The organism is Sphingomonas sp. QA11, assembly GCF_028473665.1.
In the GTDB taxonomy this organism is placed as follows: Bacteria; Pseudomonadota; Alphaproteobacteria; order Sphingomonadales; family Sphingomonadaceae; genus Sphingomonas; species Sphingomonas phytovorans.
On record NZ_CP098774.1, the window covers coordinates 4,833,567 to 4,858,256 of the forward strand.

Genomic DNA, 24,690 nt, shown 5'->3' on the forward strand with positions numbered 1-24,690 from the left:
GGGGAGAGGAAGCTGGAGGCAAAATGCGGCCCCTCTACTTCGCCCCGATAAAGGGCAGGGGTGCGCTCGCGCCGGTATAGGTCGGCAGCTTGCCGTCCCATTTCTCGACCGCGCGAAGGTTCACGATTTCCGGGTTGGTGCGGATCGCCTCGGCCTCGACCTGGATTGCCTTGGCGTCGCCTTCCGCCTTGGCGACCCGTGCCTCGGCGTCGGCCCGCGCGGTCGCGACATTCGCCTGGGCGGCAAGGGCCTGCTGTTCGTTGGCGATCTTCGCGTTGATCTGCTGGAGCACCGCGTCCGGTACGACGATATTACCCGCCCAGTAGAGTTGCTCGACCTGAAGGCCGACCGGCGCGAAATAGGCCTGGACGTGGCGCAGCGCCGTCTGGATCAGCTCGCTCTTGTGCGGGCCATATATCTCCTCGACGCCAAGCTGCGCGCCGCGCTCGACAATGGCGTTGCGGATGGCGTTGCGCAGCGGCCCCGCGATGATCGCGTCCATGTCGGTGCGATAGCGCTGGAACAGGATTGGCGCCCGGCTTGCGTCCACATGATAGGCAACGGCAACGTCGGCCGACAGCGCCAGCCCGTTCTTGTCCTGGAAGTTGAAGGCCTCGTCGACCCGGGTCTGTTCGGTCGCCGAACGAGTCCAGCTATAGGTGCGGGTAAAGACCGGATATTCGTAGATGTTGGTGCCGGGAGGGGCGAAATACCAGCCGACCGGCAAAGGCTGCGAGACCACGCCGGCATTGCCGCCGATATTGTTCACCCGGATGCCGACATAACCCGGCAGCACGCGCGCGAACGCATTGGTCAGGAAGATCGCCGTGATCGCGAATGCCATCATCCCCGCGATCAGCGCGCCACGGCGCCGCGTGAAGCGGCCAAGGCTGCGGGCTACCGGGACCTCATCGAATGTGTCGTCCATCGTCTTTTCCTGTTGCATGCAGCGCGCGCACGATGCGCGTCAGCATTGCCGCAAGAACAAGCGGACTCAGCAGGAACAGGAAGATCGATGACCAGAGGCCGGTCGACGTGTGCGCGTTGAAGAGCGCAGGCGCGACGAAAAGCAACAGCCAGAGGGCGGCGGCCATCACGATGACCGTCTCGATCCAAGGGCTCACGCCAATCCGTCTTATGTCTCGCTCCAATCCTCGAACGCTGCACCGCACAATATAATCATGCTGTGAGCGCAACGAAATGAGAATCGCCATGATGCACGCCGTGCACTGTCGATTGCACGACGCTTCCGTTTCACCGGCTTTGCTTGCAACGACATGCCACAAACCGGCATAGCGGGCTCGAAAGGGGACGCGCATGAGCAGCCCGAAACGCCGCGGTTACGCCTCAGCCCTGCGCGCCTTCCTCGCCAATGAAGCGCTGGGCGGCATCCTGTTGATCGCGGCGGCGGCGCTGGCGATGGTCGCGGCCAACTCGCCCTTCGCCCAGGATTATTTCCACCTGCTGCACGTCGAGACTGGGCCGGTCCTCGCCCCCGCGATCGGGCCGATGACGGTCCATCTGTGGATCAACGATGCCCTGATGGCGGTGTTCTTCCTGCTCGTCGGGCTCGAGATCAAGCGGGAGCTGGTCGACGGGCAACTCGCCTCGCCCGAGCGGCGGCGCATGCCGATCATCGCCGCGGCGGCCGGCATGATCTGCCCGGCGATCTTCTATCTCGCCATCACCGGCGGCGCGGCGGACTTGCGTAGTGGCTGGGCGATCCCGGCCGCGACCGACATCGCCTTCGCCATCGGCGTGCTGGCGCTGCTCGGCCCGCGCGTGCCCGCCTCGCTCAAGCTGTTCCTGACCACCGTCGCGATCGTCGACGACATGGGCGCGGTCGCGATCATCGCGGTCTTCTACAGCCACGGTCTGTCGCTGCTGGTACTCGCCGGCGCGGCGATCGTCGCTGGCGGCATGGGCGCGATGAACCGGTTCGGCGTGGTGCGGCTCTTGCCCTATCTGATCGGGTTCGCTCTGCTGTGGCTGCTCGTGCTGATGTCGGGGGTGCATGCGACCATCGCCGGCGTCGTCGCGGCGATGACGATCCCGATCCGCCGATCGCCGGGCGCGCCCGATCATCGTGATTCGCCGCTCCATATACTCGAACACGCGCTCAATCCCTGGGTTGCGTATGGCGTGGTGCCGTTGTTCGGGTTCGCCAATGCCGGGGTGTCGCTTGCCGGGCTGGGGCCGTCGATCCTGGTCGAGCCGCTGGTCCTGGGCATTGCCCTCGCGCTTTTCTTCGGCAAGCAGCTCGGCATTTTCGGCAGCATCTGGCTTGCGGTCCGCTTCGGCATCGCGCAGGTGCCGCGCGGCGCTAGCTGGGCGCAAGTCTATGGCGTCGCGCTGCTCGCCGGGATCGGCTTCACCATGAGCCTGTTCATCGGCGGGCTCGCCTTCCCCGGCAATGCCGCGATCATGGACGAGGTGAAGATCGGCGTGCTGACCGGCTCGATCCTGTCCGCGGTGGTTGGTTTCGTCGTGCTGTATCTCGCCGGCTCCCGCACCAGGTCGTCCTGATTCAACCGGGGCAAGGATCATGGCAGCGTCGAAGCGCCGGCCCTCCGGCCCGTTCTTTGTCATGGTCGATCGATGTTGAAGGGTTTTTTCCGTTGCTTCAGCGGAAAATCCGGCGCTTTTCACCGCCGTTTTTCCGCTGTTAGGCATAACAGGGAAAAGCCGACCCAAGTAACTGTAAATGCGGGTGGAATCCGGCACGAAAATCCAACATAACAGCGGAAGAAAAATAGGTGTTGGCCGATCGCGAAAAAGCCGAGTCGCTGCTGGATCCGGTTGCGCCGGTCTCCGCGCCGCGCGACAAGGCCGGATGCGCTGTTTCTTCGACCCCCGTCAGCTCGCCCATGCTCCCCTGAAGGAGCTGCACAATGGCGGCTTCGCCGATTATGCTGAAAAGCCGGTCCGGGCTGAGGCGATCGCGGAGACGCTGGGCACGCTGGAGGCGCCCGTCGATCATGGCGATACCGCGATCCGTGCGGTGCACGATGCAGGGTATCTCGATTTCCTCAGGACCGGGCCGGCGCGCTGGGCGGCGGCCGGGCGTCCGGGGGACGTGATCGGCTATATCTGGCCGATCGTCGCCCGGCGGGCGCTGAAGCTCGACCGGATCGACGCGCTCGCCGGCCGCTACAGCCTCGACGCCTCCACCCCGTTGACCGGGGAGACCTGGGACGCCGCTTATTGGAGCGTCCAGTCGGTCCTTTCCGCGCTCGACGCGGTGCGGGGCGGGGATCGCGCCGCCTTCGCGCTGTGCCGTCCGCCGGGTCACCATGCCGGTGCCGACTATCTCGGCGGCTATTGCTATCTCAACACCGCCGCCATCGCCGCACAAGCCGCCCGCGATGCCGGGGCGAGGCGGGTCGCGATCCTCGACGTGGACTATCATCACGGCAACGGCACGCAGGACATCTTCTGGACTCGGGGCGACGTCTTCTATGCCTCGATCCATGCCGACCCGGCGACCGACTATCCTTTCTTCTGGGGCCATGCCGAGGAAACGGGTGAAGGGGAGGGGGCGGGTACCACGCTCAACCTGCCATTGCCGCAAGGGGCCGGGCTCGACGCGTTCCGGGCGGCGCAGGCGTCGGCGCTCGATGCTATCGCGCGGTTCGGCCCGGACCTGCTGATCGTCAGCTTCGGGGCGGATACGTGGGACGGCGATCCCATCTCCTTCTTCCGGCTCGCGACGGAGGACTATGCCGTGCTCGGTGGTGACATCGCCGCGCGCGGCTGGCCGACGGTGATCGCGATGGAGGGCGGCTATGCGGTGGACGCGCTCGGCGCCAATGTCGCCAGCCTTCTCGCGGGCTTCGCCGCCTGATTCAGATGTTCCCTTCGGCCTCGGGAACCTTGATCACCGACAGGAACAGGCCAAGCTGGCGGATCGCCTGGGCGAAGCTTTCGTAATTGACCGGCTTGGTGATGTAGACGTTCGCGCCGAGATCGTAGCTGCGCTCGATCTCCGCCTTGTCGTCGGTGGTGGTCAGGACCACGACCGGGGTGCGCCGCAGTGCCGCCTCGCCCTTGATCTTCGCCAGGATGTCGTTGCCGTTCATGTCGGGCAGGTTGAGATCGAGGATCACCAGGGCCGGGCCGCCCAGCGCCGGCCCCTTCTTGTCGTTGAACAGATAGTCGAGCGCCCGGGTCCCGTCGGTGAAGTGGACGATGTCGTTCAGGATGCCCGCCCGCCGGATATTCTTCTCGATCAGCCGTGCATGACCTTCATCGTCCTCGATCATCACGATGCTGACTGAGTGGTGATCGTTCATCTAATGCCCCTGTGCATCGGAGAGCGTGGTGGGAAGCGAAAGGCGGAAAGTCGCGCCCTTGCCGAGGTCGGAACGGACATCGATAACGCCGCCGAGCCGATACGCCAAGGCGCGGACGAGCGCCAGGCCGATGCCTTCGCCCGGCTGGTCCTGATTGCCGGCCCGGCGGAACAGGTCGAACACCCGGCTGTGATCCGCCGGCGCGATCCCGCGGCCATTGTCGCTGACCTCGAACGTCACGCGCCCGCCATGCCGCACACCGCGGATCTCGATCACGCCGGGACTGCCCGGCTTGAGATATTTCACGGCATTCTCGATCAGGTTCGAGAAGATCTGCTCGATCGCCAGCCGGTCGCTGACGATCTCCGGAAGCGTGACTTGGATTGCCAGCCGGGTCTGGTTGCCGTCGATCAGGTGCTGCAGCGTCGCGCCGATCGTCGCGACCAGGGCGGTCATGTCGATCCGCTCCGGCACGATGACGCGCCGGCCCTCGCGCGACAGCTTGAGGATCGCGTTGATCAGCCTCTCCATCTTCTCGGTCGAGGTGCGGATGAAGCGAATCGCTTCGGGCATCTCCTGGCGCGCGGCGGTACGCGCTTCCTCCGTGAGGATGGTGGGCGCGCTGGCTTCGGCGCGGTCGATCAGCTCGGTGATCGCGCCGATCGAGGCGTCGAGCTCGGCGGTGAAGCCCATGACGTTGACCAGCGGCGCGCGCAGGTCGTGGCTGACGATATAGGCGAAGCGCTGAATTTCCTCGTTCGCACGGGTCAGGTCGGCGGTCCGCTCGTCGACCAGTTCCTCGAGCGATTCAGCGAAGTCGCGCAAGGCGTCGCGTGACGTGGCGAGGTCCCTCGTGTAGCGCTGGATGGTCAGCAGCGACGCTATCGCGACGAACAGCAACAGCGCGCCGGCGACGCCGATCGTCATGTAGAAGGTCCGCACGCTGGCCCGCTGTTCGGCGTCGCGGAACGTGAGCAGCCGCTGTTCCTCGCGCTCCATCGACTTGCCGAGGTTGCGGATGCCGCGCATCCGGCGTGCGGTGGTTTCCTCGGTGAAGGCGTCGATCGCGTCCCCGATACGCCCGGCCTCGACCAGCCCGTTGGTGATGTCCCGGCGTGTCTCGATCGCCGCGACCAGCCGCCTGAGCCGGGTGAGATTCGCCCGTTCGCGGGGATTGTCGTCGGTCAGCTCGTCGATCTTGTTCAGCGCGCCCGGGATCTGCGCGGCGATCGTCCTGTAGCTGTCCAGATATTCCTGCTCCCTGGCAATGATGTAGCCGCGCCTCACCGATTCGGCCTGTTCGATCAGGACGACCGCGCGCGAGATGGCCAGTTCCACCTCATAGGTGTGGTTGACGGCGCGGATATGTTCCTGGTTGCGTCCGGTCGACCAGATGGCGGCGGCCCCCGCGGCGACCAGGCTGGCGAAACCGATGACCATGCATCCGATGAGGAAACGGCCCATCGACTGTTCCGCCCATCCGAAGCGCCGGGCGATTCCTCGGAACATGGGCCTGTCGAGCATGGGCGTTTCTAGATTCGCCCGTCCGGAAACGCCAGCGTGACGGGCGCAGGCCTAGAACAGCGCGCCTTGCAGCGTCGTCCGCCCGACGGCACCGCCGCCGCGGCGGCGCGCCAGCTCCGTCTCGGCGGTGAAGCGCACGTCGATGTCGCGGTCGCCCAGGAAGCGCGCGAGCGATTCATCCTCGATCTCGCGCCAGTCCTTTCCGCGATCGGGGCCTTGGCGGACTCGCGGGAGCAGGCCGGGCAGGTTCGACCATTCGATCAGCTGGGGAAGCCCGACCTGGTTGAGCATGTCGCGCAGATGGAAGGCGGTGACATAGGCGTCGGGAAAGGCCCGGTGCGCGGGCAGGCCGCGCTCATGCTCGATCCCCTCGGGCTTGCGCCAGTAGCGCAGCACCTGGTTGGAGAAGCTCGGGCAGTCCGGCCAGAGGCGCATGGCGCATTTCCACGTGCATACCCAGTCGGCATTGCGGGTGAGCGCAGGCGTGCAATATTGTTCCTCGAAATCGGCGCGGTGCGCCGCGAGCGCGACGCGGCGCGGCCACGGGTCCAGCACGGCACGGGCGACATCATGCCAATAGGGCGCGTCGGCGACCTGCTCGTCGAGGATATGGTGGATCGCCTGCGTGATCGGCGGAATCTGCCGGCCTGGATTGACCAGGCGGCTCCCGCCCTCGCCGTGCAGTTCCCACCGGCCCTCGGCGCCGAGCGCAACGTCCTGCCACCCGATCTCGCAAACGCCGTGCGCGGGCGGCGCCGGACCGGTTGTCTCTAGGTCGACGACGCGGATAAGCTGGGGCTGAGGGGGAGGCATGCCCTTACGTGGCGGTTCGAGGCGCGGAATGCGAGTCCCTAAAGCCCCTCCCCCGAAGGGAAGGGGCCATCCCTCAGTGGCCCGCCTGCTCGCCTCGCACGATGCCGCTTGCCGCAAGCTGCGCGTCGATCATCGCCATCAGCCGGTCGAGCCCGGCCTGATCCCTTGCCTCGGCGCGTGCGACCAGCACGTCCTGCGTGTTCGACGCGCGCAGCAGCCACCAGCCGTCGGGCGTGTTGACCCGCGCGCCGTCGGTGCGGTTGATGTCGGCGCCCTCCGCCTCGAGCCGGTCGAGCACCTCGTCGATCACCGCGAACTTGCGGCTCTCGTCGACCTGGAACCGCATTTCGGGGGTGTTGACCATCGCTGGCATCGCGCCGCGGATCTCGGTCATCGACTTGCCGATCATGTGCACCGCGCGGATCAGCCGGACGGCGGCGTATTGCGCATCGTCGAACCCGTAATATTCATGCGCGAAGAAGATGTGCCCGCTCATCTCGCCCGCCAGCGGCGAATGGGTCTCCTTCATCTTCATCTTGATCAGGCTGTGGCCGGTCTTCCACATCAACGGCTCGCCCCCGAGCTCGGCGATCCGGTCGTATAGTGCCTGGCTCGCCTTTACATCGGCGATGATGGTCGCGCCGGGCACCTCCTTCAGCACAGGCTCGGCCAGGATGGAAAGGAGTTGGTCGCCCCAGATCACCCGGCCCTGGCCGTCGATCGCGCCGATCCGGTCACCGTCGCCGTCGAATGCCAGGCCGAAATCGAGCTGCTTCTCGGCGACGAGACGCTTCAGGTCGGCAAGGTTCTTCTCGTCAGTCGGATCGGGATGATGGTTGGGGAAGGTGCCGTCGACCTCGGTGAACAGTAGATGATGCTCGCCGGGCAGCAATTTGGTCAGCTTCTCGATCACCGGCCCTGCCGCGCCATTGCCCGCGTCCCAGCCGATCCGGTAGGTGCCGCCGGCATAGCCGGCGAGCAGCCGCCCGACATAATCGTCGACGATATCGGCTTCGGTGACCTCGCCCGCCCCCTCTTCCCAGTCCCCCTCTTCGGCGAGCCTGCCGAGATCCTGAATGTCGGCGCCGAAAAAGGGCAGGTGCTGGAGCACCATCTTGAAGCCGTTGTAATCGCCCGGGTTGTGACTGCCGGTGATCTGGATGCCGCCGTCGACCTCGAGGATCGCCTCTGCATAATAAAGCATCGGCGTCGGCCCCATGCCGACCCGCACGACGTCGACGCCACTCGCGGTCAGGCCGTCGATCAGCGCCGCTTCCAGTTCGGGCGAGGAGACCCGGCCGTCATAGCCGACCGCGACCCGCGTACCGCCGGCACGCCGCACCCGTGTCGCGAAGCCGCGTCCGATCGCGGTCGCATCGGCCGGGCCGAGCGTCTTTCCGACGATGCCGCGGATGTCATATTCACGTAGCGAGGTGGGATCGAACCGGTGAGTCATCGGGGCTCCTGTGGGTAATGTCCTGCGCCCAATCGGCGAGCGACGGGAAAGTTCATTGGAGAAGGGTCAGTCGCGCCGTTTCAGCAACACGTCGCGCGCCGCGTTGATCCGCCGCGCCAGTTCGACCGATCCGCCGCGATCCGGGTGGACCGCGGCGACCAGGCGGCGATGCGCGGCCCGGATGGCATCGGCATCGGCGCCATTGTCCACGCCAAGGATGGCGCGCGCTTCCTTCTCGTCGATCGGCTGGGTGGGGGCACTCCGGCGCAGGTACAGCCACAGGCCGAACAGCGCGAGGCCGATGAAGAGAAGCTTCGCCATCAGGCGAACAGCGGCATCGCTGGCTCGGGCAGGCCGAGCGCCGCCATCATCTCGCGCAGCTCCTGCCGGGCCGCGACATGGGCCAGGCCCATCTCGCCGAACTCGCGCGCGTCGAGCATGGTAAGTCCCTTGGGGAAAAGCTCGCGGTAGATCACGCGTTCGCCCAGCCCCGGGATGATGCGGAAGCCGACCCGCTTGGCGAGCTGGTCGAGCGCCTCGGACACGCGGCGCATATTGCGCGCCTCGATATGCTGGACCCGGTTGCGCAGCACGACCCAGTCGATCGTCGATCCGTCGGCCTTGGCGCGCGCCTTGCGCGCGTCCCAGATCAGCTCGGCATAGAAGCTCGGCCGGGTCACCTTGTAGGTGACGGGATCGACCTGGCCGATCAGGTCGAAATCGACGAAACTGTCGTTCATCGGCGTCACCAGCGTGTCGGCCTTCTGCGCCGCGATGCGCGCGAAGGGATCATCGCGGCCCGGCGTGTCGATGACCAGAAAATCGGCACCCTCGGCAAGGGACGCGACCGTTTCGGTGAAACGGTCGAGGCTCTCGCCGTCATGCGTCGCGTGGCGTGGGATGTTCAGCTCGCGGCCAGTGCGCTTGGCGGTCGCAAGGCGGTTGTCGAGATAGCGGCCCATGGTCCGCTGGCGATGGTCGAGATCGAGCGCTGAGACCTTGGCCCCGCGCGCTTCGAGCGCGATCGCGACATGGACGGCGGTCGTCGATTTGCCGGTGCCGCCCTTCTCGTTGGCGAACACGATGATATGTGGCTTCTGTGCAACCGTCGACAAGTCGCTCGTGTCCCTGATGATTGGCCGTATTGATCGGTCGCGTCACGCCCCATAGAAGGCCCGCCCCGTCCTTACTCGTCCTTATCGAAGGCCCATCAAGCGTGCAAACCATCCGTCAACTCGATCTGCTCCGTGGCGGGATTGCCGAATTCCGCGAGCAGGGGGCGACGATCGCGCTCGTCCCGACCATGGGTGCCCTGCATGCCGGGCATATGGCACTGATCGAGGCAGCGAAGCGTCCCGGCACGCGCGTGGTCGCCTCGATCTTCGTCAATCCGAAGCAGTTCGGCCCGAACGAGGACCTGTCGCGCTATCCCCGCAAGGAGACCGCCGACACGCGCATGCTGAAGGAGGCGGGCTGCGACCTGCTCTGGATGCCCCCGGTCGAGGCGATGTATCCTGACGGCTTCTCGACCAGCGTGTCGGTGGCCGGAGTCAGCGAAGGACTGGACGGCGCGGCCCGGCCCGGCCATTTCGACGGAGTCGCGACGGTTGTTGCCAAGCTGTTCAACCAGGTGCGGCCGGATATCGCGTGGTTCGGCGAAAAGGATTTCCAGCAGCTCGCGGTGATCCGCCGCATGGTCGCCGATCTCGATTTCGGGATCGATATCATGGGCCTGCCGACCCAGCGCGAGGATGACGGCCTCGCGCTCTCGTCGCGCAACATCTATCTCGACGACGACCAGCGCAGCCGGGCGGTCGCGCTGCCGCGTGCGCTCGGTGTCGCGGCGAAGGGGATCGGCAAGGGCGACGATGTCGAGACGGTGCTGGCCGCCGCGCGGGATTCGCTGGCCGCAGCCGGCTTCGAGATCGACTATGTCACGCTGGTCGATGCCGAGACGCTGAAGGAGGTGCCCGATCCCGAGCGCCCACGCCGCCTGCTGGCCGCCGCGCGGATGGGCGGGACTCGCCTGATCGACAATATCGCGGTCTGAGTGGCGGCATGCCTAACCGGCATTAACCATTTGTTGAAATCTTGACTCCAAAGTCGCCCGACAGGGATGGTTAACAGGGGTTAAGGGCATGGGCAGCAGCCTGAAGAGTGCGCAGTTCCTGATAGACAGCCGGCTCGCTGACGCGGCCCGGGGCGACATGGACGCGCTCTACGATCTCGGCATGGTCTATTCGAGCGGCGCCGCCGGCATCGATGTCGACCTGATCGAGGCGCATAAATGGTTCAATCTGGCGGCTGTCGCGGGCAGCGACGCAGCGCAGGCCTGCCGCAGCGAGATCGCCGAGGATATGACCGCGCGTCAGATCTCCGAGGCGCAGAAGGCGGCGCGTGCCTGGCTCGGCGTGACGGCACGCCGCGCCGCCTGATCCGGATCGACGCCCAATCGACGCAGGGCAACAAAAGGAATAGAACCGCCTCCGCAACGAAGGAGGGGGTATGCAACTCACGATCACCGCGCTCGCCGCGGCCGCGCTCGCGCTGCTGCTGGTCTTCCTCTCGGTCACCACGATCCGGATGCGCATCAAGCACAGTGCTGCCTATGGCGATGCCGGCCAGCATGACCTGAATTGCGCGATTCGCGCGCACGGCAATCTCGCTGAATATGCCCCGACCGGTATCATCCTGATCGCGCTGCTCGAAAGCGGCGGCGCCAATTCCACCGTTCTCTCGATCGTCGCTGCCGCCTTTGTCGGGGGGCGCCTGCTCAACGCCATCGGCCTGTTCAACCCGCCCGGGCCGCCCAAGCCTGCGCGCTCTACCGGCATTGTCGTCACGCTGCTGACCCTGTTCGGCATGGCGGTCTGGCTCTTCATCAGGACGGTTCCGCTGCTGCTGGGCTGACCCCGGCTCAATCGCCGATCGGCAATTCCATGTCGATGCGGTGCATGCCGGGACCCCAGCCATTCTCGAGACAGCCGAGGGCATGGGCGCCGTGGCGCAGGAAGAATGGTGCGCTGTGCTGGCTCGCCGCGATGTCAAGCATCGTGGCGCCTTGATCCGCCGCGCGCGTCCGCGCCGCCTCCATCATCGCGTTGCCGATGCCCCCGCCTTGCGCCACGGGATCGACCAGGATCCAGTTCAGATGCGCCCGGCCTGCCGTGCCGCGCGCCACCGCAAAGCCGGCGACGATCGAGCCTTCCCGCTCGCAGACCGCATAAAGGCCGGCGTTTCCGTCGAGATAGCGAACGAAATCCGCCCGTTCGTTGACCGCGAAGAATTGCGGCGTGTTGGCGTCGAAGATCGCCAGCATGCGGTCGCGATCCGATGCGACATAGTGCCTGATGGACAGGACCATGAGCTGTTATCCCGCCTTTGCGCCAGTCTTCGTCGCGGTCTTGGCCTTGCTCGGTGCCGCTTTCTTGGCCGGGGCTTTCTTGACCGCGGCCTTCTTCGCCGGTGCCTTCTTCTTGGTCTTTTTCGATGGGCCGGCCGCCGCGCGCGCATCGAGCAACTGCGCCGCTTCTTCGAGGGTCAGCGCATCCTTCTCGATCGACTTGGGCAATGTCGCGTTGGTCTCGCCATCAGTCACATAGGGGCCGTAGCGACCCTCCATCAGCTTGATCTCGGCTTCGGTCCGCGGGTGCTTGCCCAGGATCTTAAGCGGTGCCTGCGCCCCGCGCTGCGGGCGTCCGCCGCCGGCCGCAGCTTCGGCCAGCCTGACCACCGCCGCGTTCATCCCGGTTTCGAATACCTCCGCCGTCGAGGTGAGGCGGGCATATTTGCCTGCATGGGCTAGATAGGGCCCATAGCGTCCGATCGACGCGGTGATCGGTTCGCCGCTCTCCGGATGCGTGCCGATGGTGCGCGGCAGGCTGAGCAGCTTCAGCGCCCATTCCAGGTCGAGCTCCGGAATGTCCTTGGGGATCGAGGCGCGTTTCGCGTCCTTGCCCTCGCCGAGCTGGATATAGGGGCCGAACCGCCCCGCCTTGCGCTCGACGGGAAGACCGGTTTCCGGGTCCTGGCCGATCGCTTCGGGACCGGTATCGCCGCCCTCGTCGCTGCCGCCCTGGCCGAAGCGCCGGGTGTATTTGCAGTCGGGATAGTTGGAACAGGCGACGAACGCGCCGAACTTGCCGCCGCGCAGCGCCAGCTGGCCCTGGCCGCAATTGGGGCAGAGCCTCGGGTCGCCGCCGTCAGCCCTGGCCGGGAAGAGATAGGGCTCGAGGAACTTGTCGAGCGCGGCGGTCACCTCGGACGGTTTCTGCTCCATCACCTCGGTGGTGCGCGGCTTGAAATCCTTCCAAAAGGATTCGAGCACTGCCTGCCATTGCGCGCGACCGCCCGAGACCTCGTCGAGCTCGTCCTCAAGCCCGGCGGTGAAATCATAGCCGACATATTTTTCGAAGAAGCGTTCGAGGAACGCCGTCACCAGCCGGCCGCTCTCCTCTGCGAAGAAGCGGTTCTTCTCGACCCGCACATAGGCGCGGTCCTTCAGCGTCTTGATGATCGACGCATAAGTCGAGGGGCGGCCGATGCCGAGCTCTTCCAGGCGCTTGACCAGCGACGCTTCGGAGAAGCGCGGCGGTGGCTGGGTGAAATGCTGCTCAGCCCTGACCGCCTTCTTGGCGGGCGCGTCGCCTTCGCGCAGGCGCGGCAGGCGGCGGCTGTCCTCATCGGCGCTGTCGTCGGTACCTTCCTCGTACAGGGCGAGGTAGCCGGGGAAGAGTACGACCTGGCCGGTGGCACGCAGGCCGGTCTGGCCCGATCCGTCGGTCAGCTCGACCGTGGTGCGCTCCATCCGCGCCGACGCCATCTGGCTGGCAAGCGCGCGCTTGAAGATCAGGTCGTAGAGCCGGGCATGATCCCCGCCGCCGGCCTTGTCCCTGGAGAAATCGGTCGGGCGGATTGCCTCATGGGCTTCCTGCGCGTTCTTGGCCTTGGTCTGGTAGAGGCGCGGCTTGTCCGGGACATAGCCGGCGTCATAGCGGTCGGCGATTGCCTTGCGCGCGGCGGAGATGGCCGATCCGTCCATCTGCACGCCATCGGTTCGCATATAGGTGATCGCGCCGTCCTCGTAGAGGCCCTGCGCGATGCGCATCGTGTGATCGGCGGAGAAGCCGAGTTTGCGCGATGCCTCCTGCTGAAGGGTCGAGGTGGTGAAGGGCGGCGGCGGGTTGCGGGTGGCCGGCTTGACCTCGATCGTCTGGACGCTGAAGCGCCCTGCCTCGACCGCGGCCTTGGCGCGGAGCGCGGTGCCTTCCTCGCCGATCGACAGCCGGTCGAGCTTCTTGCCCTCGAAAGTGACGAGCCGGGCGGTGAAGGGCGTGCCATCCTGCTCCATGTCGGCGGTGACCGACCAATATTCCTGCGCGCGGAACGCTTCGATCTCGCGCTCGCGATCGACGATGATGCGCAGCGCGACCGATTGCACGCGCCCGGCCGATTTCGCGCCGGGCAGCTTGCGCCACAGCACCGGCGAAAGCGTGAAGCCGACGAGATAATCGAGCGCCCGTCGTGCGCGATAGGCGTCGATCAGGTCGGTATCCAGCTCGCGCGGATGCTTCATCGCCTCGGTCACCGTTGTCTTGGTGATGGCGTTGAAGGTGACTCGCTCGACCTCCTTCGGCAGCGCCTTGCGACCGCGCAGCACTTCCTGGACGTGCCAGCTGATCGCTTCGCCCTCGCGGTCAGGGTCGGTCGCGAGGATCAGGCGGTCGGCCTTCTTCGCCTCGTCGGTGATCGCCTTGAGCTGCTTCGACTTGTCGGCGTAATTTTCCCATTCCATCGAAAAACCGTGTTCGGGATCGACTGACCCGTCCTTGGCTGGCAGATCGCGGACATGGCCGTAACTCGCGAGAACGCGATAGTCGGAGCCCAGATATTTCTCGATGGTCTTCGCCTTGGCCGGCGATTCGACAATGACAAGCTGCATGGGTTTTTGAAGCGTCCTTACGTGTACGCGCGAGGATGGAGAGGTGTTCGGGGCGGCGTCAAGCGGTGGGAGAGCGATCCCGGGATAGCGCGATTCCCCATCGTTTGAATCGAGCGAATCGAATCTGGTTGGATGCCAGCGTCAAATCAAGCTCACCCTCCCGCCGGCATGACGTTCAAGCCGCCCGGCCAGTTCAAGTTCGAGCAGCACTGTCTGGACGATCGCCGGGGCAAGCCCGGATTGCCGGATCACCTCGTCGATCGCGACCGGCACCGGGCCGAGCAGCCCGGCCACGTCGCGCCGTTCGATGTCGCTTGCATCCTCGGGCGGCGGTCCTTCGAAGCGCGATCCTGGAGCCCGCACCATGCGCGGGTCGATCGGGCGGATCAGCTCGAGGATGTCGGCGGCCGACTGGATCAGGGTCGCGCCGTCGCGGATCAGCCCGTTGCATCCCTGCGTGCGCGGATCGAGCGGGGAGCCGGGCACCGCCATCACGTCGCGGCCCATCTCGCCGGCCAGCCGTGCGGTGATCAGCGACCCGGATTTGGGGGCCGCTTCGACCACCACCGTGCCTTGGGCAAGCCCGGCGATGATGCGGTTGCGATAGGGAAAATGGCGCGCGCGGGGTTCGGTGCCCGGCGGTTGTTCGGCGATCAGCAGGCCGCGCATCGCGATCGCTTCCTGCAGGCCGGCATTCTCGGGAGGATAGGCGATGTCGATGCCGCCGGCGATCACCGCGATGGTGCCGCTGTCGATCGATCCGACATGCGCGGCCGTGTCGACGCCCCGTGCCAGCCCCGATACGATCGTGACGCCCTCGCGTCCGAGCTCGACCGCCAGTTGCCGCGCGAAGCGGCATGCCGCGGCGGAGGCGTTGCGCGCGCCGACCATCGCGATCGTCGGGCGGCGGGCCAGGGCGATGTCGCCGCGTAGCATCAATACGGGCGGCGCATCGTCAAGCTCGGCCAGCAGCGCCGGATAGTCCGGATCGTCGACGAACAGATGGCGCGCGCCGAGTTTCGCCGCATCCGCCAGTTCCCGTTCGGCGATCATGGCCGGGGCGATGGCCGGCGCCCGCCCACCGCCACGAGCCGCCAGACCGGGCAGGGCCTCGAGGGCGGTGGGTGCGTCGCCGAAGCGCTCGATCAACTGACGATAGGTGACCGGGCCGATCTTCGGCGTGCGGATCAGCCTGAGGCGCGCGATCGCCCGGTCGCGCGCCGGATCGTCACGCACGTTTCGCGCCGACCTTCGGCTCGGTACCGTTCAGCAGGCGCTCGATATTCTCACGATGCTTCCATAGCACCAGCAGCGCGAGTGCGAGCAGCGGCAGCACGATGTCGAAGGCGGAGAAGAAGGCGGCGCTGACCGGGGCGCTGAACGCCGCGGTCATGCCGGCCAGCGAGGAGAAGCGCAGCACGGCGAGCAGCCCGAGCCAGACCACCGCGAAGACGACGGCGCATGGCCAGTGCAGCGCGAGCACGATGCCCATCATCGTCGCGACGCCCTTGCCGCCCCGGAACCCGAGCCAGACCGGATAAAGATGGCCGAGAAAGGCGGCCGCCGCGGCGAGCACGCCGTTGCCCGGCCAGATCGCCTCGACGATCGCGACCGCGGCGAAACCCTTGGCCGCGTCGAGCAGCAGCGTCGCCGCGGCAAGGCCCTTGCGGCCGGTGCGCAGGACGTTGGTCGCGCCGATATTGCCCGATCCGATCTTGCGCAGGTCGCCGGCCCCGAAAACGCGGGTGAGAATCAGCCCGAACGGAATCGAGCCCAGCAGATACCCGAGCAGCAGCGCGCCAGCCGGCGCCATCCAGACAGTTTCGGTCGGCAAAATGGATCAGCCCCCACGCGACGCCAGCATAGCCCGATATGGGATTGCCGCCAACAACCTCTGTTAGGTTGGCAAGCCCCGGCCCAGGTTCAAGGGCGGGGACATTGTCAAACCCGGCGAGCGCGCTACATCGCGCCTGTGACGGACACGCGGCCGATCCTGTTTTTCGATTCCGGGGTGGGCGGGCTTTCCGTGCTCGCGCCGACGCGCGCGCTGCTGCCCCATGCTCCCTTCGTCTATGTCGCCGATTCGGCTGGCTTTCCCTATGGCACCCGGAGCGAGGCCGAGATCGCGGCGCGGGTGCCGGCGCTGCTCGGGCGGCTGGCGGAGCGGTATCGGCCGCGCCTGATCGTGATCGCCTGCAACACCGCCTCGACCATTGCGCTCGCCGCGGTGCGTGCCGCGCTCGATCTGCCGATCGTGGGCACGGTCCCCGCGATCAAGCCAGCCGCCGAAGTAAGCCGCACGCGCGCGATCGGCGTGCTCGGGACCGATGCGACGGTGCGCCAGCCCTATGTCGACGATCTCGCCGCGCGGTTCGCCGGCGATTGCCTGGTGCTGCGTCACGGATCGGCCGACCTGGTCCAGCTCGCCGAGGCGAAGCTGCGCGGCGAGGACGTCCCGCCCGTCCGGTTCGAGGCGGCGCTTGCCGGCCTGTTCGGTCAGCCGGGTGGCGAGCGCATCGACGTGATCGTCAATGCCTGCACGCATTTCCCGCTCGTGGTCGATGAACTGGCGGCGGTCGCGCCGCATCCGGTGCTTTTCGTCGATGGCTCGGAAGGGATCGCGCGCCGAATCGCGTTCCTCACCCAGGGTCAGTCATGGCCGGACAGCCCGGGGGAAGGAGTCGCGGTGTTCACCGGCGACGCGGATCACGCCGCGCTCGCGCCGGCGCTCGCCCGCTACGGCCTCACGCGGGTAGAGGCGCTCTAGGCGTTTCCGCCTGGACCTCGGCCGACTCGGCGGCCAGCACGGCATAACGACTCGCCAGCTCGCGATGCACGCGGCGCGCCGACCGGTCGGCGGTCCGCCCGGCAAGCTCGCGCTCCTGTGCCGCCCTGTGTGAATAATAGACCTGTTTTCCGTCAGTTGGCACATCATTGGCCATGATCATAAGCTCCATGCTGCTGCGGGAGCGCATCGCGTCTCTCGATCGCGGCGGGTGCTTTCGGCACGCGGCCGGCGACGGCGCATCATAGCATGAATGGGCGTGCCGCGCTTGAGCGAAGCTAAGGAACGCGATTCTTTTTCCAACCGGTTCGGGCGCATTCCGGGTGAGTAAAACACTGGAAATCCTTGGCGCCGCGCGCTAGGGCGGCCCTTATGGAAGCGGACGGCACGGCGCTGCGGGGAGTGGATTACTCGCGCATCTTCACCCAGGCGATTGACCGCCTGCATGTCGAAGGCCGTTATCGCGTCTTCATCGACATCCTGCGCAACAAGGGCGCGTTCCCCAATGCCCGCTGCTTCGCCGGGCATAACGGGCCGAAGCCGATCACCGTATGGTGCTCGAACGACTATCTCGCCATGGGCCAGCATCCGGCGGTGATCGCCGCGATGGAAGAGGCGCTGCACGATGTCGGCGCCGGCTCGGGCGGCACCCGCAATATCGGTGGCAATACCCATTACCATGTCGATCTTGAGGGTGAGCTTGCCGATCTCCACGGCAAGCAGGGCGCGCTGCTGTTCACGTCGGGCTATGTGTCGAACGAGGCGACGCTTGCGACGCTCGCCAAGATCCTGCCGGGCTGCATCATCTTCTCCGACGAACTCAACCATGCCTCGATGATCGCGGGTATCCGCAATTCGGGCTGCGAGAAGCATGTCTTCCGGCACAACGACGTGGCGCATCTGGAAGAACTGCTCGCGTCGGTCGATCCGACGGTGCCCAAGCTGATCGCGTTCGAGAGCGTCTATTCAATGGACGGCGATATCGCGCCCATCGCCGAGATTTGCGACCTGGCCGACAAGTACAGCGCGCTGACCTATCTCGACGAGGTCCATGCAGTGGGCATGTATGGCGAGCGGGGCGGCGGCGTTTCGGAGCGGGACGGTGTCGCGCATCGGCTGACCATCATCGAGGGCACACTGGGCAAGGCGTTCGGGGTGATGGGCGGCTATATCACCGCCGACCAGACGATCGTCGACGTCATCCGCTCCTACGCGCCGGGCTTCATCTTCACGACGTCGCTCTCCCCGGTGCTGGTCGCCGGCGCGCTGGCAAGCGTGCGACATCTCAAGGCGTCGAGCGTCGAGCGCGACGGCCAGCAGGCCGCGGCGAAAATGCTGAAGGCCATGATGGCCGAGGCAGGGCTGCCGGTGATGAACTCGACCACGCACATCGTGCCGCTGATGGTCGGTGATCCGGTCAAGGCCAAGAAGATCAGCGACATCCTGCTCGCCGAATATGGCGTGTACGTTCAGCCGATCAATTACCCGACCGTGCCGCGCGGCACGGAGCGGCTGCGCTTCACCCCCGGCCCGGCGCATGACGAGGCGATGATGCGCGAGCTTACCGGAGCCCTGGTCGAGATCTGGAGCCGGCTGGAACTCCGCAAGGCCGCCTGAGCGGCCACCATTTCCGACGATTTGCGGTTTCGATTTTTCTTCCGCTGTTATGTTGGATTTCGGGTCCGGAATCCGGGCCTGTTTTCAACGTTTTGAACGGTGTTTTCCCTGTTATTGCATAACAGGGGAAAATTGCCGGCTTTCGGGCGAAAACCGCCCTGTGTTTACCGCTGCTCAGGCGGAAAAATCGTCCAGCATTCTTCGGTCATGTCAAAGAGCCGGACAGGGCGCGAGGAGCTCCTATCCGGCTCCAGCGTGCGACAATCGGACGACGGGTTGAATCGAGGCCGGTCCCGTTCCTCCCTCGCACCGCGAGGGAGGAAAAGGGGCGGCGGTCAGGTTACCCCGTGCATCCACTTCTTCAGCGGCCAAGACAGCAATAGCAGGAGCAGGCCAAGCCCGATCGCGATGTAGGAAATCGTCGTGAACACGCCGGTATAGGTTTCGAGGCTGACCTTGAGATTGGTCACCTGCCCGCCGACGGTTTCGACGCTGGCGACCTGCGCCACCGCGCCGGCGACATATTGAGCGACGGAGATGGACAGGAACCACACGCCCATCATCATCCCGACGATCCGCGCGATCGACAATTTGGTGATCATCGAGAGGCCGACCGGCGAGATGCAGAGCTCAGCGATCGAATGGATCAGGTACAGGCCGGCGAGCCAGGCCATGCCGACCTTGAAGTCGCTGCCGACAAACTGGCTGCCCCAGACGAGGAACAGGAAGCCAGCGCCCACGCCCATCAGCGCGATGGCGAACTTGATCGGGATCGAAGGCTCAAGCCCGCGTCGGGCCAGCGCATTCCACAACACGCTGAAGATCGGCGCGAAGATGACGATGAACAGCGCGTTGAAGATCTGGGTCTGGCCAGCGGGCATCACATAGACAGCCTGGCTGCCGAAGCCGTGGATCCGGGCGACGTGCATGCCGACCAGGCCGGCCGCCGCGACCACGGCGAAGCCGATGGCCATGATACGACGCGTTTCCGGCTGCTCGCCGGAGGCGAAGAACCAGAAGGCAAGCCAGGCGACGCCGCCGATCACCGCGGCGAAGAAGAGATAATAGGTGATGGGAGTCGCCTGGAACATGGCGAACAGCGGGGCGGTCCAGCCGATTTCAAGCACCGTGTTGCGCGCGGCGAATAGCGTGAGGGACGACCCGGCCTGTTCGAACAATGTCCAGAACACGACGTTGAAGATGATCAGCACCATCGCCGCCATCATCATCTGGAACTCGGCCCTGCTTCCCTTGACGAAGGACCAGACGAGAATGGCCGGCACGCCGACCAGGAAGGTCCCGAACAGCGCCTTGCCCATGACCGGGAGGTTGAGGACGTAGCCGATGACGCCCGATCCTTCCGGTGGTGCGACATAGTTCATCAGGTTCCAGAACAGGAAGATGACCAAGGGCACGGTGACGAGCGCGCCGCCATAGATCCACCAGTCTCTGTCCGCCCGGGCATCGGCCGGGCGCTCGCCATAGCCGTCGAGACGGCCCCCATCGAACTGGAACAGAAGCCACGAGCATCCCATGCCGATGGCGGCCAGGCCGAAGCCGGCCCACCAGCCAACGCTTTCGGCGAGGATCGGGCAGAAGAATTGCGAGATCAGCGAGCCGAGGTTGATGCCCATGTAGAACATCGTGAAACCCGCATCGCGCCTGCGGTCCCCGCTTGCGTACAGCTCACCCACCATGGTCGAGATGTTCGGCTTGAAGAAGCCGTTGCCCACGGTGACGAGCGACAGGCCAAGCAGGAGGATGAAGACGAAGAAGGGGGAGCGCTCACCGTCCGACTTGAAGCCATTGGCCTCGATTCTGCGGACTTCATGGCCATCCTGGGCGAGAAGCGAGACGCTCTTGTCGTCATTGCCGCGAATCTGCAGCTTCTGATCATGGTCGATGACGAACTGCTTGCCCGCATCCCCCTTGCCCTCGACCACCACCTCATAGCGCTGGCCGTCGATCGTCGCGAACGGGGTGGCTCCGTTGCCGCCGAAGCAGAGTGTGAGATAGCCGAGCGACATCATGATCGCACCGAATTTCACGGTCCGTTTCGAGCCGAGATACTGGTCGGCGATCAAGCCGCCGACCAGCGGCGTCAGATAGACCAGGGCAGTGAAGCCGCCATACAGGCCGGTCGAGGTCTCGTCGTTGAACAGGAAATGATGGGCGAGGTAGAGCGTCAGGATCGCCCGCATGCCGTAATAGCCGAACCGTTCCCACATTTCGGTGGTGAACAGGCGCTTGAGCTGTGGCGGGTGGCCGAACCAGACCGCGTCGCTTGCTGGATTTACATGAGTGATATCGGGTTCTCGCGGGCTGTCCGCGGTCGGTGTGTCCACCATTTTTTTGGTCGCTCCCTGAATGACTTCACGCCGTCAGATGCGGCGTTGCTGATGGCGCGGAGACTAGCGGCATGCGCCGGGGTGTAAATACGCGTGGCCATCGCTAGATGACCGCCATGTTCAACGACACCAGCAGCCCGCTCGCGCTCCTCGCCACCCGCCGTTCGGGCAAGCCGCGCGACCTTGTCGCGCCCGGTCCGGACGAGGCCCAGCTTACCCATATGCTCGGGATCGCGGCGCGCACGCCCGATCACGGCAAACTGGCGCCGTGGCGTTTCGTCGTGGTCCCGGCCGATCGCCGCGAAGCGCTCAGCGACCTGATCACCACCGCCTATCGCGCCGAACGGCCTCAGGCAGCGCGGCTCGAGATCGAGGCGCTCGACCAGTTCGCCCGTCAGGCACCGACTCTGGTCGTCGTGCTGTCCTCGCCGAAACCCGAAAGCCATATCCCGTTGTGGGAGCAGGAACTGTCGGCGGGCGCCGCGTGTATGAACCTGCTCCATGCCGCGCATGCCGCCGGATTCGCCGGCGGATGGCTCACCGGATGGGCTACGTACAACGAGTCGGTGCGTGACGCTTTTGGCACAGCGCCGGAGAAAATCGCCGGATTCATGTTCATCGGGACGCCTTCCAGGCCCCTGGAAGAGCGCCCGCGTCCGGAATCGGACAAAATCGTCCGATATTGGACATAGTGTTGGACTCTCGGCCTGATCGGTGTATTATTGCACCATGACAGCCCTGAACAGCGAAGACAGCCCCGTCTATATCAAGCTTCGCGGCACGATTTCCGCGGCGATCCTGCGCGGCGAGTATCGCGCGGGGGACCAGCTTCCGTCGGTCCGCGCGCTTGCGGCCGAACACGGCGCCAACCCGCTGACGGTGGCCAAGGCCTATCAGAGCTTCCAAGACGACGGCTATGTCGAGGTCAGGCGCGGCGTCGGCATGTTCGTACTGCCGGGCGCCGCCGAGAAGCTTCGCGCGGCCGAGCGCGAGCATTTCATCCGCGACAGCTGGCCGCGCATCCGCGCGCACATCGTGCTGCTGGGCCTCGATACCGAAGACCTGCTGGAGCGCGCAGGGGCGTAATCCCGGCAAAGCCGGGCCATGGCGAAGGGGTCAGGCCCCGAACGCCTCGGCCGGAATCGCATACAATATTTCCGCTTTCGCCGTCGCTGCCGCCCTGAGGCCCATCGCCTCGGGCACGATCTGTTCGACATAGAATCGCGCCGTGGCCGCCTTCATCGCGAGGAAGGCGGGATCGCCCTCTCCCGTCGCCGCGCGGCCCTGCCGTTCCATCAGCCAGCCGCAGACAGCGGTCGAGAGCATGGTCAGGAAGGGATAGCTTGCCGCCAGCCGGTCGTCCGTGTCGCGGCTCATCAGGTCGCGTCCGATGGCATCGCATGCCTCGATCAGCTCGACCAGACCTGCGTCCCTGGCTTCGGCGCGCATGTCGCCGATCAGCCCTGCGAAGACGCCGCCGCCCTTACCATCGGCACCAAGCCCCAGCTTGCGCCCGACCAGGTCGGCCGCCTGGATGCCGTTGGTGCCTTCATAGATCGGGGTGATGCGTGCATCGCGGTAGAACTGCGCCGCGCCGGTCTCCTCGATATAGCCCATGCCGCCATGGACCTGGACGCCGATCGAGGCGACCTCGCATCCGATATCGGTGCCGTGCGCCTTGGCGAGCGGGGTCAGCAGCTCAAGCCGGTCCTGAGCGCCCGCCTCGCCGATCGTCGCCCGGTCGACATGGCCGGCGGCGAAATAGACCAGGGCGCGCACCGCCTGCGTCTGCGCCTTCATCCGCATCAGCATGCGGCGGACGTCGGGATGCTCGATGATGGCGACCGAATCGCGTGACGGCGATCCGGCGCGGGGCGACTGGATCCGCTCGCGGGCATAGGCAATTGCCGCCTGGGTCGCGCGCTCGGCGACCTGCGCGCCCTGAAGCCCGACATTGAGCCGTGCATTGTTCATCATGGTGAACATCGCGCGGATGCCGCCGAACTCGCCGCCGATCAGCGTGCCGACGCAATCGTCATTGTCGCCGAAGCTCAGCACGCAGGTGGGCGAGGCATGGAGCCCCATCTTGTGTTCGATCGAGACCACGCGGACGTCGTTGAGCTCGCCCGGGTTGCCACCGACGTCGAGTCGGTGCTTCGGGACCAGGAACAGCGAGATGCCCTTCGTCCCCGGCGGCGCATCGGGGGTGCGGGCGAGCACGAGGTGGACGATGTTGGGCGCCATGTCATGGTCGCCGAACGAGATGAAGATCTTGGTGCCCTTGATGCTCCAGGTCCCGTCGCCGCGCGGCTTCGCCTGGGTGCGCAGCGCGCCGACATCCGATCCGGCCTGCGGCTCGGTCAGGTTCATCGTGCCGGTCCATTCGCCGGTTGCGAGCTTCGGCAGGTAGAGCGCCTGCTGCTCGGGCGATCCATGATGGATCAGCGCCTCGATCGCGCCGACCGTCAGGGTCGGGGCGAGGGCCAGGCCCATGTTTGCCGCGCCGAGCGTGTCGAGCACCGCCGTCTGGATCGCGAAGGGCAGGCCCTGGCCGCCAAAAGCCTCGGGCACGCCGATCGTGCCCCAGCCGCCCTCGACATAGTCGCGATAGGCCTCGTCGAAGCCTTCAGGCATCACCACCCCGTCCGGCGTCCATTTCGGGCCGACGGTGTCGCCGGCGCGAAGCAGGGGCGCCCATTCCCCCGCCGCGAAATCGCCGATTCCCTCAAGCACTGCCTCGACCACGTCATCCGTCGCCGCGGCGAATCGGTCGGAATCGGCCAGCGCGCCGATACCGACGACATGGTCGAGGACGAAGCGCTGGTCGGCGGTAGGGGCGGTGAATGTCATGGCGTTTCTCTTCCTGCGGTCGTGCGCGCTATAGCCACGCATGATGACCTCGCCAAACCCGCTTATCTCCACGTGCACCTTACCTTACGGCGAGGCGGCGATCGCCGAGGCCGCCGCGACGATCCTGTCGGGCGAGCCGGTCGCGATCCCGACCGAGACGGTCTATGGCCTTGCCGCCGACGCAACCGAGTCGCGCGCGGTCGCCGGCATCTACGCCGCCAAGGGCCGGCCGAGCTTCAATCCGCTGATCGTCCATGTCCTCGATCGCGCGGCGGCCGAGTGTATCGCGTCGTTCGACGAAGCCGCAGGAGTGCTTGCCGATGCGTTCTGGCCGGGGCCGTTGACCCTGGTGCTGCCGCTCCGCCCCGATGCGGGGATCGCGTCACTGGTGACGGCCGGGCTCGATACGATCGCGATCCGGGTGCCGGCACACCGGGCCATGCGCGCCCTGCTGCTCGCCACGGGCAGGCCGCTCGCCGCGCCGTCGGCCAATGCGAGCGGCTCGATCAGCCCGACCCGCGCCGAGCATGTGCTGGCGAGCCTGGGCGGGCGGATTCCGCTGATCGTCGATGACGGGCCGACCGAGGCGGGGCTGGAATCGACTATCGTGATGACGGGCGACGGGGTTCGAGTGCTGCGCCCCGGACCGGTCACGACGGAAGACATCTCCAATCTCTTTCCCGGCGAAGGCCGGAGGCCGGTATCGGAGGGCATCGTAACCGGGCCCCGGTCTTTACCGGCGAAGAAGATCGTGACGTCCCCCGGCCAGCTCGAAAGCCACTACGCACCGGCCAAACCACTGCGCATCAACGCCAGTTCAGCCACCCCGGACGAATGGTTGATCGGATTCGGTTCCATCTCCGGCGACGTTTCCCTGTCCGGGACGGGCGACCTGACCGAGGCCGCCGCCGCCCTGTTCTCGGCCCTGCACCGAAGCGATGCGTCTCCCAAACCCCGAATTGCCGTCGCGCCGATTCCCGAAACCGGGCTCGGCGTGGCGATCAACGATCGCCTGCGCCGCGCCGCGCACCGCGACTGACGTCTTTACGCCGCCGTAACGGCCG

The 24,690-nt window shown here is 66.1% G+C and carries 25 protein-coding genes; 10 read left to right on the top strand and 15 right to left on the bottom strand.

Going from position 1 to position 24,690, the window contains the following annotated elements:
* Nucleotides 1–34 precede the first annotated feature (34 nt).
* A complete protein-coding gene (locus NDN01_RS22360) occupies nt 35–928 on the bottom strand; it encodes an SPFH domain-containing protein (protein WP_272624244.1) in 894 nt (297 codons plus the stop codon).
* A complete protein-coding gene (locus tag NDN01_RS22365; protein WP_272624245.1) occupies nt 909–1,214 on the bottom strand; it encodes a hypothetical protein in 306 nt (101 codons plus the stop codon). Before NDN01_RS22365 ends, NDN01_RS22360 begins: the two co-directional genes overlap by 20 nt.
* 103 nt (nt 1,215–1,317) lie before the next feature.
* Between NDN01_RS22365 and nhaA the strand changes: the two genes are divergently transcribed.
* Both nhaA and NDN01_RS22375 read left to right on the top strand, forming a co-directional pair.
* On the top strand, nt 1,318–2,526 hold the full coding sequence (gene nhaA / locus NDN01_RS22370; RefSeq protein ID WP_272624246.1) for a Na+/H+ antiporter NhaA: 1,209 nt from the start codon (nt 1,318–1,320) through the stop codon (nt 2,524–2,526).
* Nucleotides 2,527–2,833: 307 nt separating this feature from the next.
* A complete protein-coding gene (locus tag NDN01_RS22375) occupies nt 2,834–3,844 on the top strand; it encodes a histone deacetylase family protein (RefSeq protein ID WP_272624247.1) in 1,011 nt (336 codons plus the stop codon).
* A 1-nt stretch (nt 3,845) separates the two neighbouring features.
* Here NDN01_RS22375 and NDN01_RS22380 read toward each other — a convergent pair whose 3' ends face one another.
* The 6 genes from NDN01_RS22380 to NDN01_RS22405 form a co-directional block, all read right to left on the bottom strand.
* Nucleotides 3,846–4,292 (bottom strand): response regulator, encoded by a 447-nt coding sequence (locus NDN01_RS22380; protein ID WP_272624248.1) that lies wholly within the window; start codon nt 4,290–4,292, stop codon nt 3,846–3,848.
* On the bottom strand, nt 4,293–5,756 hold the full coding sequence (locus NDN01_RS22385) for a sensor histidine kinase (protein ID WP_272624249.1): 1,464 nt from the start codon (nt 5,754–5,756) through the stop codon (nt 4,293–4,295).
* A gap of 111 nt (nt 5,757–5,867) precedes the next feature.
* Nucleotides 5,868–6,629, bottom strand: a complete 762-nt coding sequence (locus tag NDN01_RS22390; RefSeq protein ID WP_272624250.1) for a 3'-5' exonuclease — start codon at nt 6,627–6,629, stop codon at nt 5,868–5,870.
* A gap of 73 nt (nt 6,630–6,702) precedes the next feature.
* Nucleotides 6,703–8,085 carry a phosphoglucomutase/phosphomannomutase PgmG gene (pgmG, locus tag NDN01_RS22395; protein WP_272624251.1) on the bottom strand — a complete coding sequence of 461 codons (1,383 nt, stop codon included), beginning with the start codon at nt 8,083–8,085 and terminating at the stop codon, nt 6,703–6,705.
* A 66-nt stretch (nt 8,086–8,151) separates the two neighbouring features.
* Nucleotides 8,152–8,406 carry a J domain-containing protein gene (locus NDN01_RS22400; RefSeq protein ID WP_272624252.1) on the bottom strand — a complete coding sequence of 85 codons (255 nt, stop codon included), beginning with the start codon at nt 8,404–8,406 and terminating at the stop codon, nt 8,152–8,154.
* The gene (locus tag NDN01_RS22405) at nt 8,406–9,200 is read right to left on the bottom strand and encodes a division plane positioning ATPase MipZ (protein ID WP_272624254.1); all 795 of its coding nucleotides are present in this window, start codon (nt 9,198–9,200) and stop codon (nt 8,406–8,408) included. The genes NDN01_RS22400 and NDN01_RS22405 overlap by 1 nt, the downstream gene beginning before the upstream one ends.
* 101 nt (nt 9,201–9,301) lie before the next feature.
* Between NDN01_RS22405 and panC the strand changes: the two genes are divergently transcribed.
* The 3 genes from panC (at nt 9,302) to NDN01_RS22420 (ending at nt 10,995) form a co-directional block, all read left to right on the top strand.
* Nucleotides 9,302–10,135: a pantoate--beta-alanine ligase gene (gene panC / locus NDN01_RS22410; RefSeq protein WP_272624256.1), complete on the top strand. Its 834-nt coding sequence runs from the start codon at nt 9,302–9,304 to the stop codon at nt 10,133–10,135.
* Between the two features lie 88 nt (nt 10,136–10,223).
* Nucleotides 10,224–10,520 carry a hypothetical protein gene (locus NDN01_RS22415; RefSeq protein WP_272624258.1) on the top strand — a complete coding sequence of 99 codons (297 nt, stop codon included), beginning with the start codon at nt 10,224–10,226 and terminating at the stop codon, nt 10,518–10,520.
* A 70-nt stretch (nt 10,521–10,590) separates the two neighbouring features.
* Nucleotides 10,591–10,995 carry an MAPEG family protein gene (locus tag NDN01_RS22420; protein ID WP_272624259.1) on the top strand — a complete coding sequence of 135 codons (405 nt, stop codon included), beginning with the start codon at nt 10,591–10,593 and terminating at the stop codon, nt 10,993–10,995.
* 7 nt (nt 10,996–11,002) lie between these two features.
* On the opposite strand, the gene NDN01_RS22425 is transcribed toward NDN01_RS22420, so the two are convergent.
* The 4 genes from NDN01_RS22425 to plsY form a co-directional block, all read right to left on the bottom strand.
* On the bottom strand, nt 11,003–11,449 hold the full coding sequence (locus NDN01_RS22425; RefSeq protein WP_272624260.1) for a GNAT family N-acetyltransferase: 447 nt from the start codon (nt 11,447–11,449) through the stop codon (nt 11,003–11,005).
* A 6-nt stretch (nt 11,450–11,455) separates the two neighbouring features.
* Entirely contained in the window at nt 11,456–14,026 is a 2,571-nt protein-coding gene (gene topA, locus NDN01_RS22430; RefSeq protein ID WP_272624262.1) for a type I DNA topoisomerase, read from the bottom strand.
* Nucleotides 14,027–14,167: 141 nt separating this feature from the next.
* Nucleotides 14,168–15,262 carry a DNA-processing protein DprA gene (dprA, locus tag NDN01_RS22435; RefSeq protein WP_272624264.1) on the bottom strand — a complete coding sequence of 365 codons (1,095 nt, stop codon included), beginning with the start codon at nt 15,260–15,262 and terminating at the stop codon, nt 14,168–14,170.
* The gene (gene plsY, locus NDN01_RS22440) at nt 15,255–15,839 is read right to left on the bottom strand and encodes a glycerol-3-phosphate 1-O-acyltransferase PlsY (RefSeq protein WP_272628357.1); all 585 of its coding nucleotides are present in this window, start codon (nt 15,837–15,839) and stop codon (nt 15,255–15,257) included. Before plsY ends, dprA begins: the two co-directional genes overlap by 8 nt.
* A 159-nt stretch (nt 15,840–15,998) precedes the next feature.
* On the opposite strand from plsY, the gene murI reads away from it, so the two are divergent.
* Nucleotides 15,999–16,793 (top strand): glutamate racemase, encoded by a 795-nt coding sequence (gene murI / locus NDN01_RS22445; protein ID WP_272624266.1) that lies wholly within the window; start codon nt 15,999–16,001, stop codon nt 16,791–16,793.
* Here the strand turns inward: murI and NDN01_RS22450 are convergent.
* Nucleotides 16,771–16,983, bottom strand: coding sequence for a hypothetical protein (locus NDN01_RS22450; protein ID WP_272624267.1), 213 nt, complete (start codon nt 16,981–16,983; stop codon nt 16,771–16,773). The genes murI and NDN01_RS22450 overlap by 23 nt on opposite strands.
* A 200-nt stretch (nt 16,984–17,183) precedes the next feature.
* Here NDN01_RS22450 and hemA point away from each other — a divergent pair, with 200 nt between their 5' ends.
* Complete coding sequence (gene hemA, locus NDN01_RS22455; RefSeq protein ID WP_272624269.1) at nt 17,184–18,428, top strand: 5-aminolevulinate synthase; 1,245 nt, start codon at nt 17,184–17,186, stop codon at nt 18,426–18,428.
* 335 nt (nt 18,429–18,763) lie between these two features.
* On the opposite strand, the gene NDN01_RS22460 is transcribed toward hemA, so the two are convergent.
* Entirely contained in the window at nt 18,764–20,776 is a 2,013-nt protein-coding gene (locus tag NDN01_RS22460) for a peptide MFS transporter (RefSeq protein WP_272624271.1), read from the bottom strand.
* A 116-nt stretch (nt 20,777–20,892) separates the two neighbouring features.
* On the opposite strand from NDN01_RS22460, the gene NDN01_RS22465 reads away from it, so the two are divergent.
* Both NDN01_RS22465 and NDN01_RS22470 read left to right on the top strand, forming a co-directional pair.
* On the top strand, nt 20,893–21,468 hold the full coding sequence (locus NDN01_RS22465) for a nitroreductase family protein (protein ID WP_272624273.1): 576 nt from the start codon (nt 20,893–20,895) through the stop codon (nt 21,466–21,468).
* A gap of 37 nt (nt 21,469–21,505) precedes the next feature.
* Nucleotides 21,506–21,862, top strand: coding sequence for a GntR family transcriptional regulator (locus tag NDN01_RS22470; protein WP_272624275.1), 357 nt, complete (start codon nt 21,506–21,508; stop codon nt 21,860–21,862).
* Nucleotides 21,863–21,892: 30 nt separating this feature from the next.
* Here the strand turns inward: NDN01_RS22470 and NDN01_RS22475 are convergent, their stop codons facing one another.
* Nucleotides 21,893–23,626, bottom strand: coding sequence for an acyl-CoA dehydrogenase (locus NDN01_RS22475; RefSeq protein WP_272624277.1), 1,734 nt, complete (start codon nt 23,624–23,626; stop codon nt 21,893–21,895).
* Nucleotides 23,627–23,666: 40 nt separating this feature from the next.
* Here NDN01_RS22475 and NDN01_RS22480 point away from each other — a divergent pair, with 40 nt between their 5' ends.
* Nucleotides 23,667–24,665, top strand: coding sequence for an L-threonylcarbamoyladenylate synthase (locus NDN01_RS22480; RefSeq protein ID WP_272624279.1), 999 nt, complete (start codon nt 23,667–23,669; stop codon nt 24,663–24,665).
* The last annotated feature ends 25 nt before the right edge of the window (nt 24,666–24,690 follow it).

Excerpts from the sequence above, each read along its gene's own strand:
- hemA (WP_272624269.1), top strand. The coding sequence starts at position 17,184 with ATGGAAGCGGACGGCACGGCGCTGCGGGGAGTGGATTACTCGCGCATC.
- NDN01_RS22360 (WP_272624244.1), bottom strand. The coding sequence starts at position 928 with ATGGACGACACATTCGATGAGGTCCCGGTAGCCCGCAGCCTTGGCCGC.
- NDN01_RS22475 (WP_272624277.1), bottom strand. The coding sequence starts at position 23,626 with ATGACATTCACCGCCCCTACCGCCGACCAGCGCTTCGTCCTCGACCAT.
- NDN01_RS22365 (WP_272624245.1), bottom strand. The coding sequence starts at position 1,214 with ATGGCGATTCTCATTTCGTTGCGCTCACAGCATGATTATATTGTGCGG.
- NDN01_RS22390 (WP_272624250.1), bottom strand. The coding sequence starts at position 6,629 with ATGCCTCCCCCTCAGCCCCAGCTTATCCGCGTCGTCGACCTAGAGACA.
- NDN01_RS22425 (WP_272624260.1), bottom strand. The coding sequence starts at position 11,449 with ATGGTCCTGTCCATCAGGCACTATGTCGCATCGGATCGCGACCGCATG.
- pgmG (WP_272624251.1), bottom strand. The coding sequence starts at position 8,085 with ATGACTCACCGGTTCGATCCCACCTCGCTACGTGAATATGACATCCGC.
- NDN01_RS22385 (WP_272624249.1), bottom strand. The coding sequence starts at position 5,756 with ATGGGCCGTTTCCTCATCGGATGCATGGTCATCGGTTTCGCCAGCCTG.
- NDN01_RS22375 (WP_272624247.1), top strand. The coding sequence starts at position 2,834 with ATGCGCTGTTTCTTCGACCCCCGTCAGCTCGCCCATGCTCCCCTGAAG.
- nhaA (WP_272624246.1), top strand. The coding sequence starts at position 1,318 with ATGAGCAGCCCGAAACGCCGCGGTTACGCCTCAGCCCTGCGCGCCTTC.
- NDN01_RS22465 (WP_272624273.1), top strand. The coding sequence starts at position 20,893 with ATGTTCAACGACACCAGCAGCCCGCTCGCGCTCCTCGCCACCCGCCGT.
- topA (WP_272624262.1), bottom strand. The coding sequence starts at position 14,026 with ATGCAGCTTGTCATTGTCGAATCGCCGGCCAAGGCGAAGACCATCGAG.
- plsY (WP_272628357.1), bottom strand. The coding sequence starts at position 15,839 with ATGGCGCCGGCTGGCGCGCTGCTGCTCGGGTATCTGCTGGGCTCGATT.
- NDN01_RS22450 (WP_272624267.1), bottom strand. The coding sequence starts at position 16,983 with ATGGAGCTTATGATCATGGCCAATGATGTGCCAACTGACGGAAAACAG.
- NDN01_RS22480 (WP_272624279.1), top strand. The coding sequence starts at position 23,667 with ATGATGACCTCGCCAAACCCGCTTATCTCCACGTGCACCTTACCTTAC.
- NDN01_RS22415 (WP_272624258.1), top strand. The coding sequence starts at position 10,224 with ATGGGCAGCAGCCTGAAGAGTGCGCAGTTCCTGATAGACAGCCGGCTC.
- NDN01_RS22400 (WP_272624252.1), bottom strand. The coding sequence starts at position 8,406 with ATGGCGAAGCTTCTCTTCATCGGCCTCGCGCTGTTCGGCCTGTGGCTG.
- NDN01_RS22420 (WP_272624259.1), top strand. The coding sequence starts at position 10,591 with ATGCAACTCACGATCACCGCGCTCGCCGCGGCCGCGCTCGCGCTGCTG.
- NDN01_RS22380 (WP_272624248.1), bottom strand. The coding sequence starts at position 4,292 with ATGAACGATCACCACTCAGTCAGCATCGTGATGATCGAGGACGATGAA.
- NDN01_RS22470 (WP_272624275.1), top strand. The coding sequence starts at position 21,506 with ATGACAGCCCTGAACAGCGAAGACAGCCCCGTCTATATCAAGCTTCGC.
- NDN01_RS22460 (WP_272624271.1), bottom strand. The coding sequence starts at position 20,776 with ATGGTGGACACACCGACCGCGGACAGCCCGCGAGAACCCGATATCACT.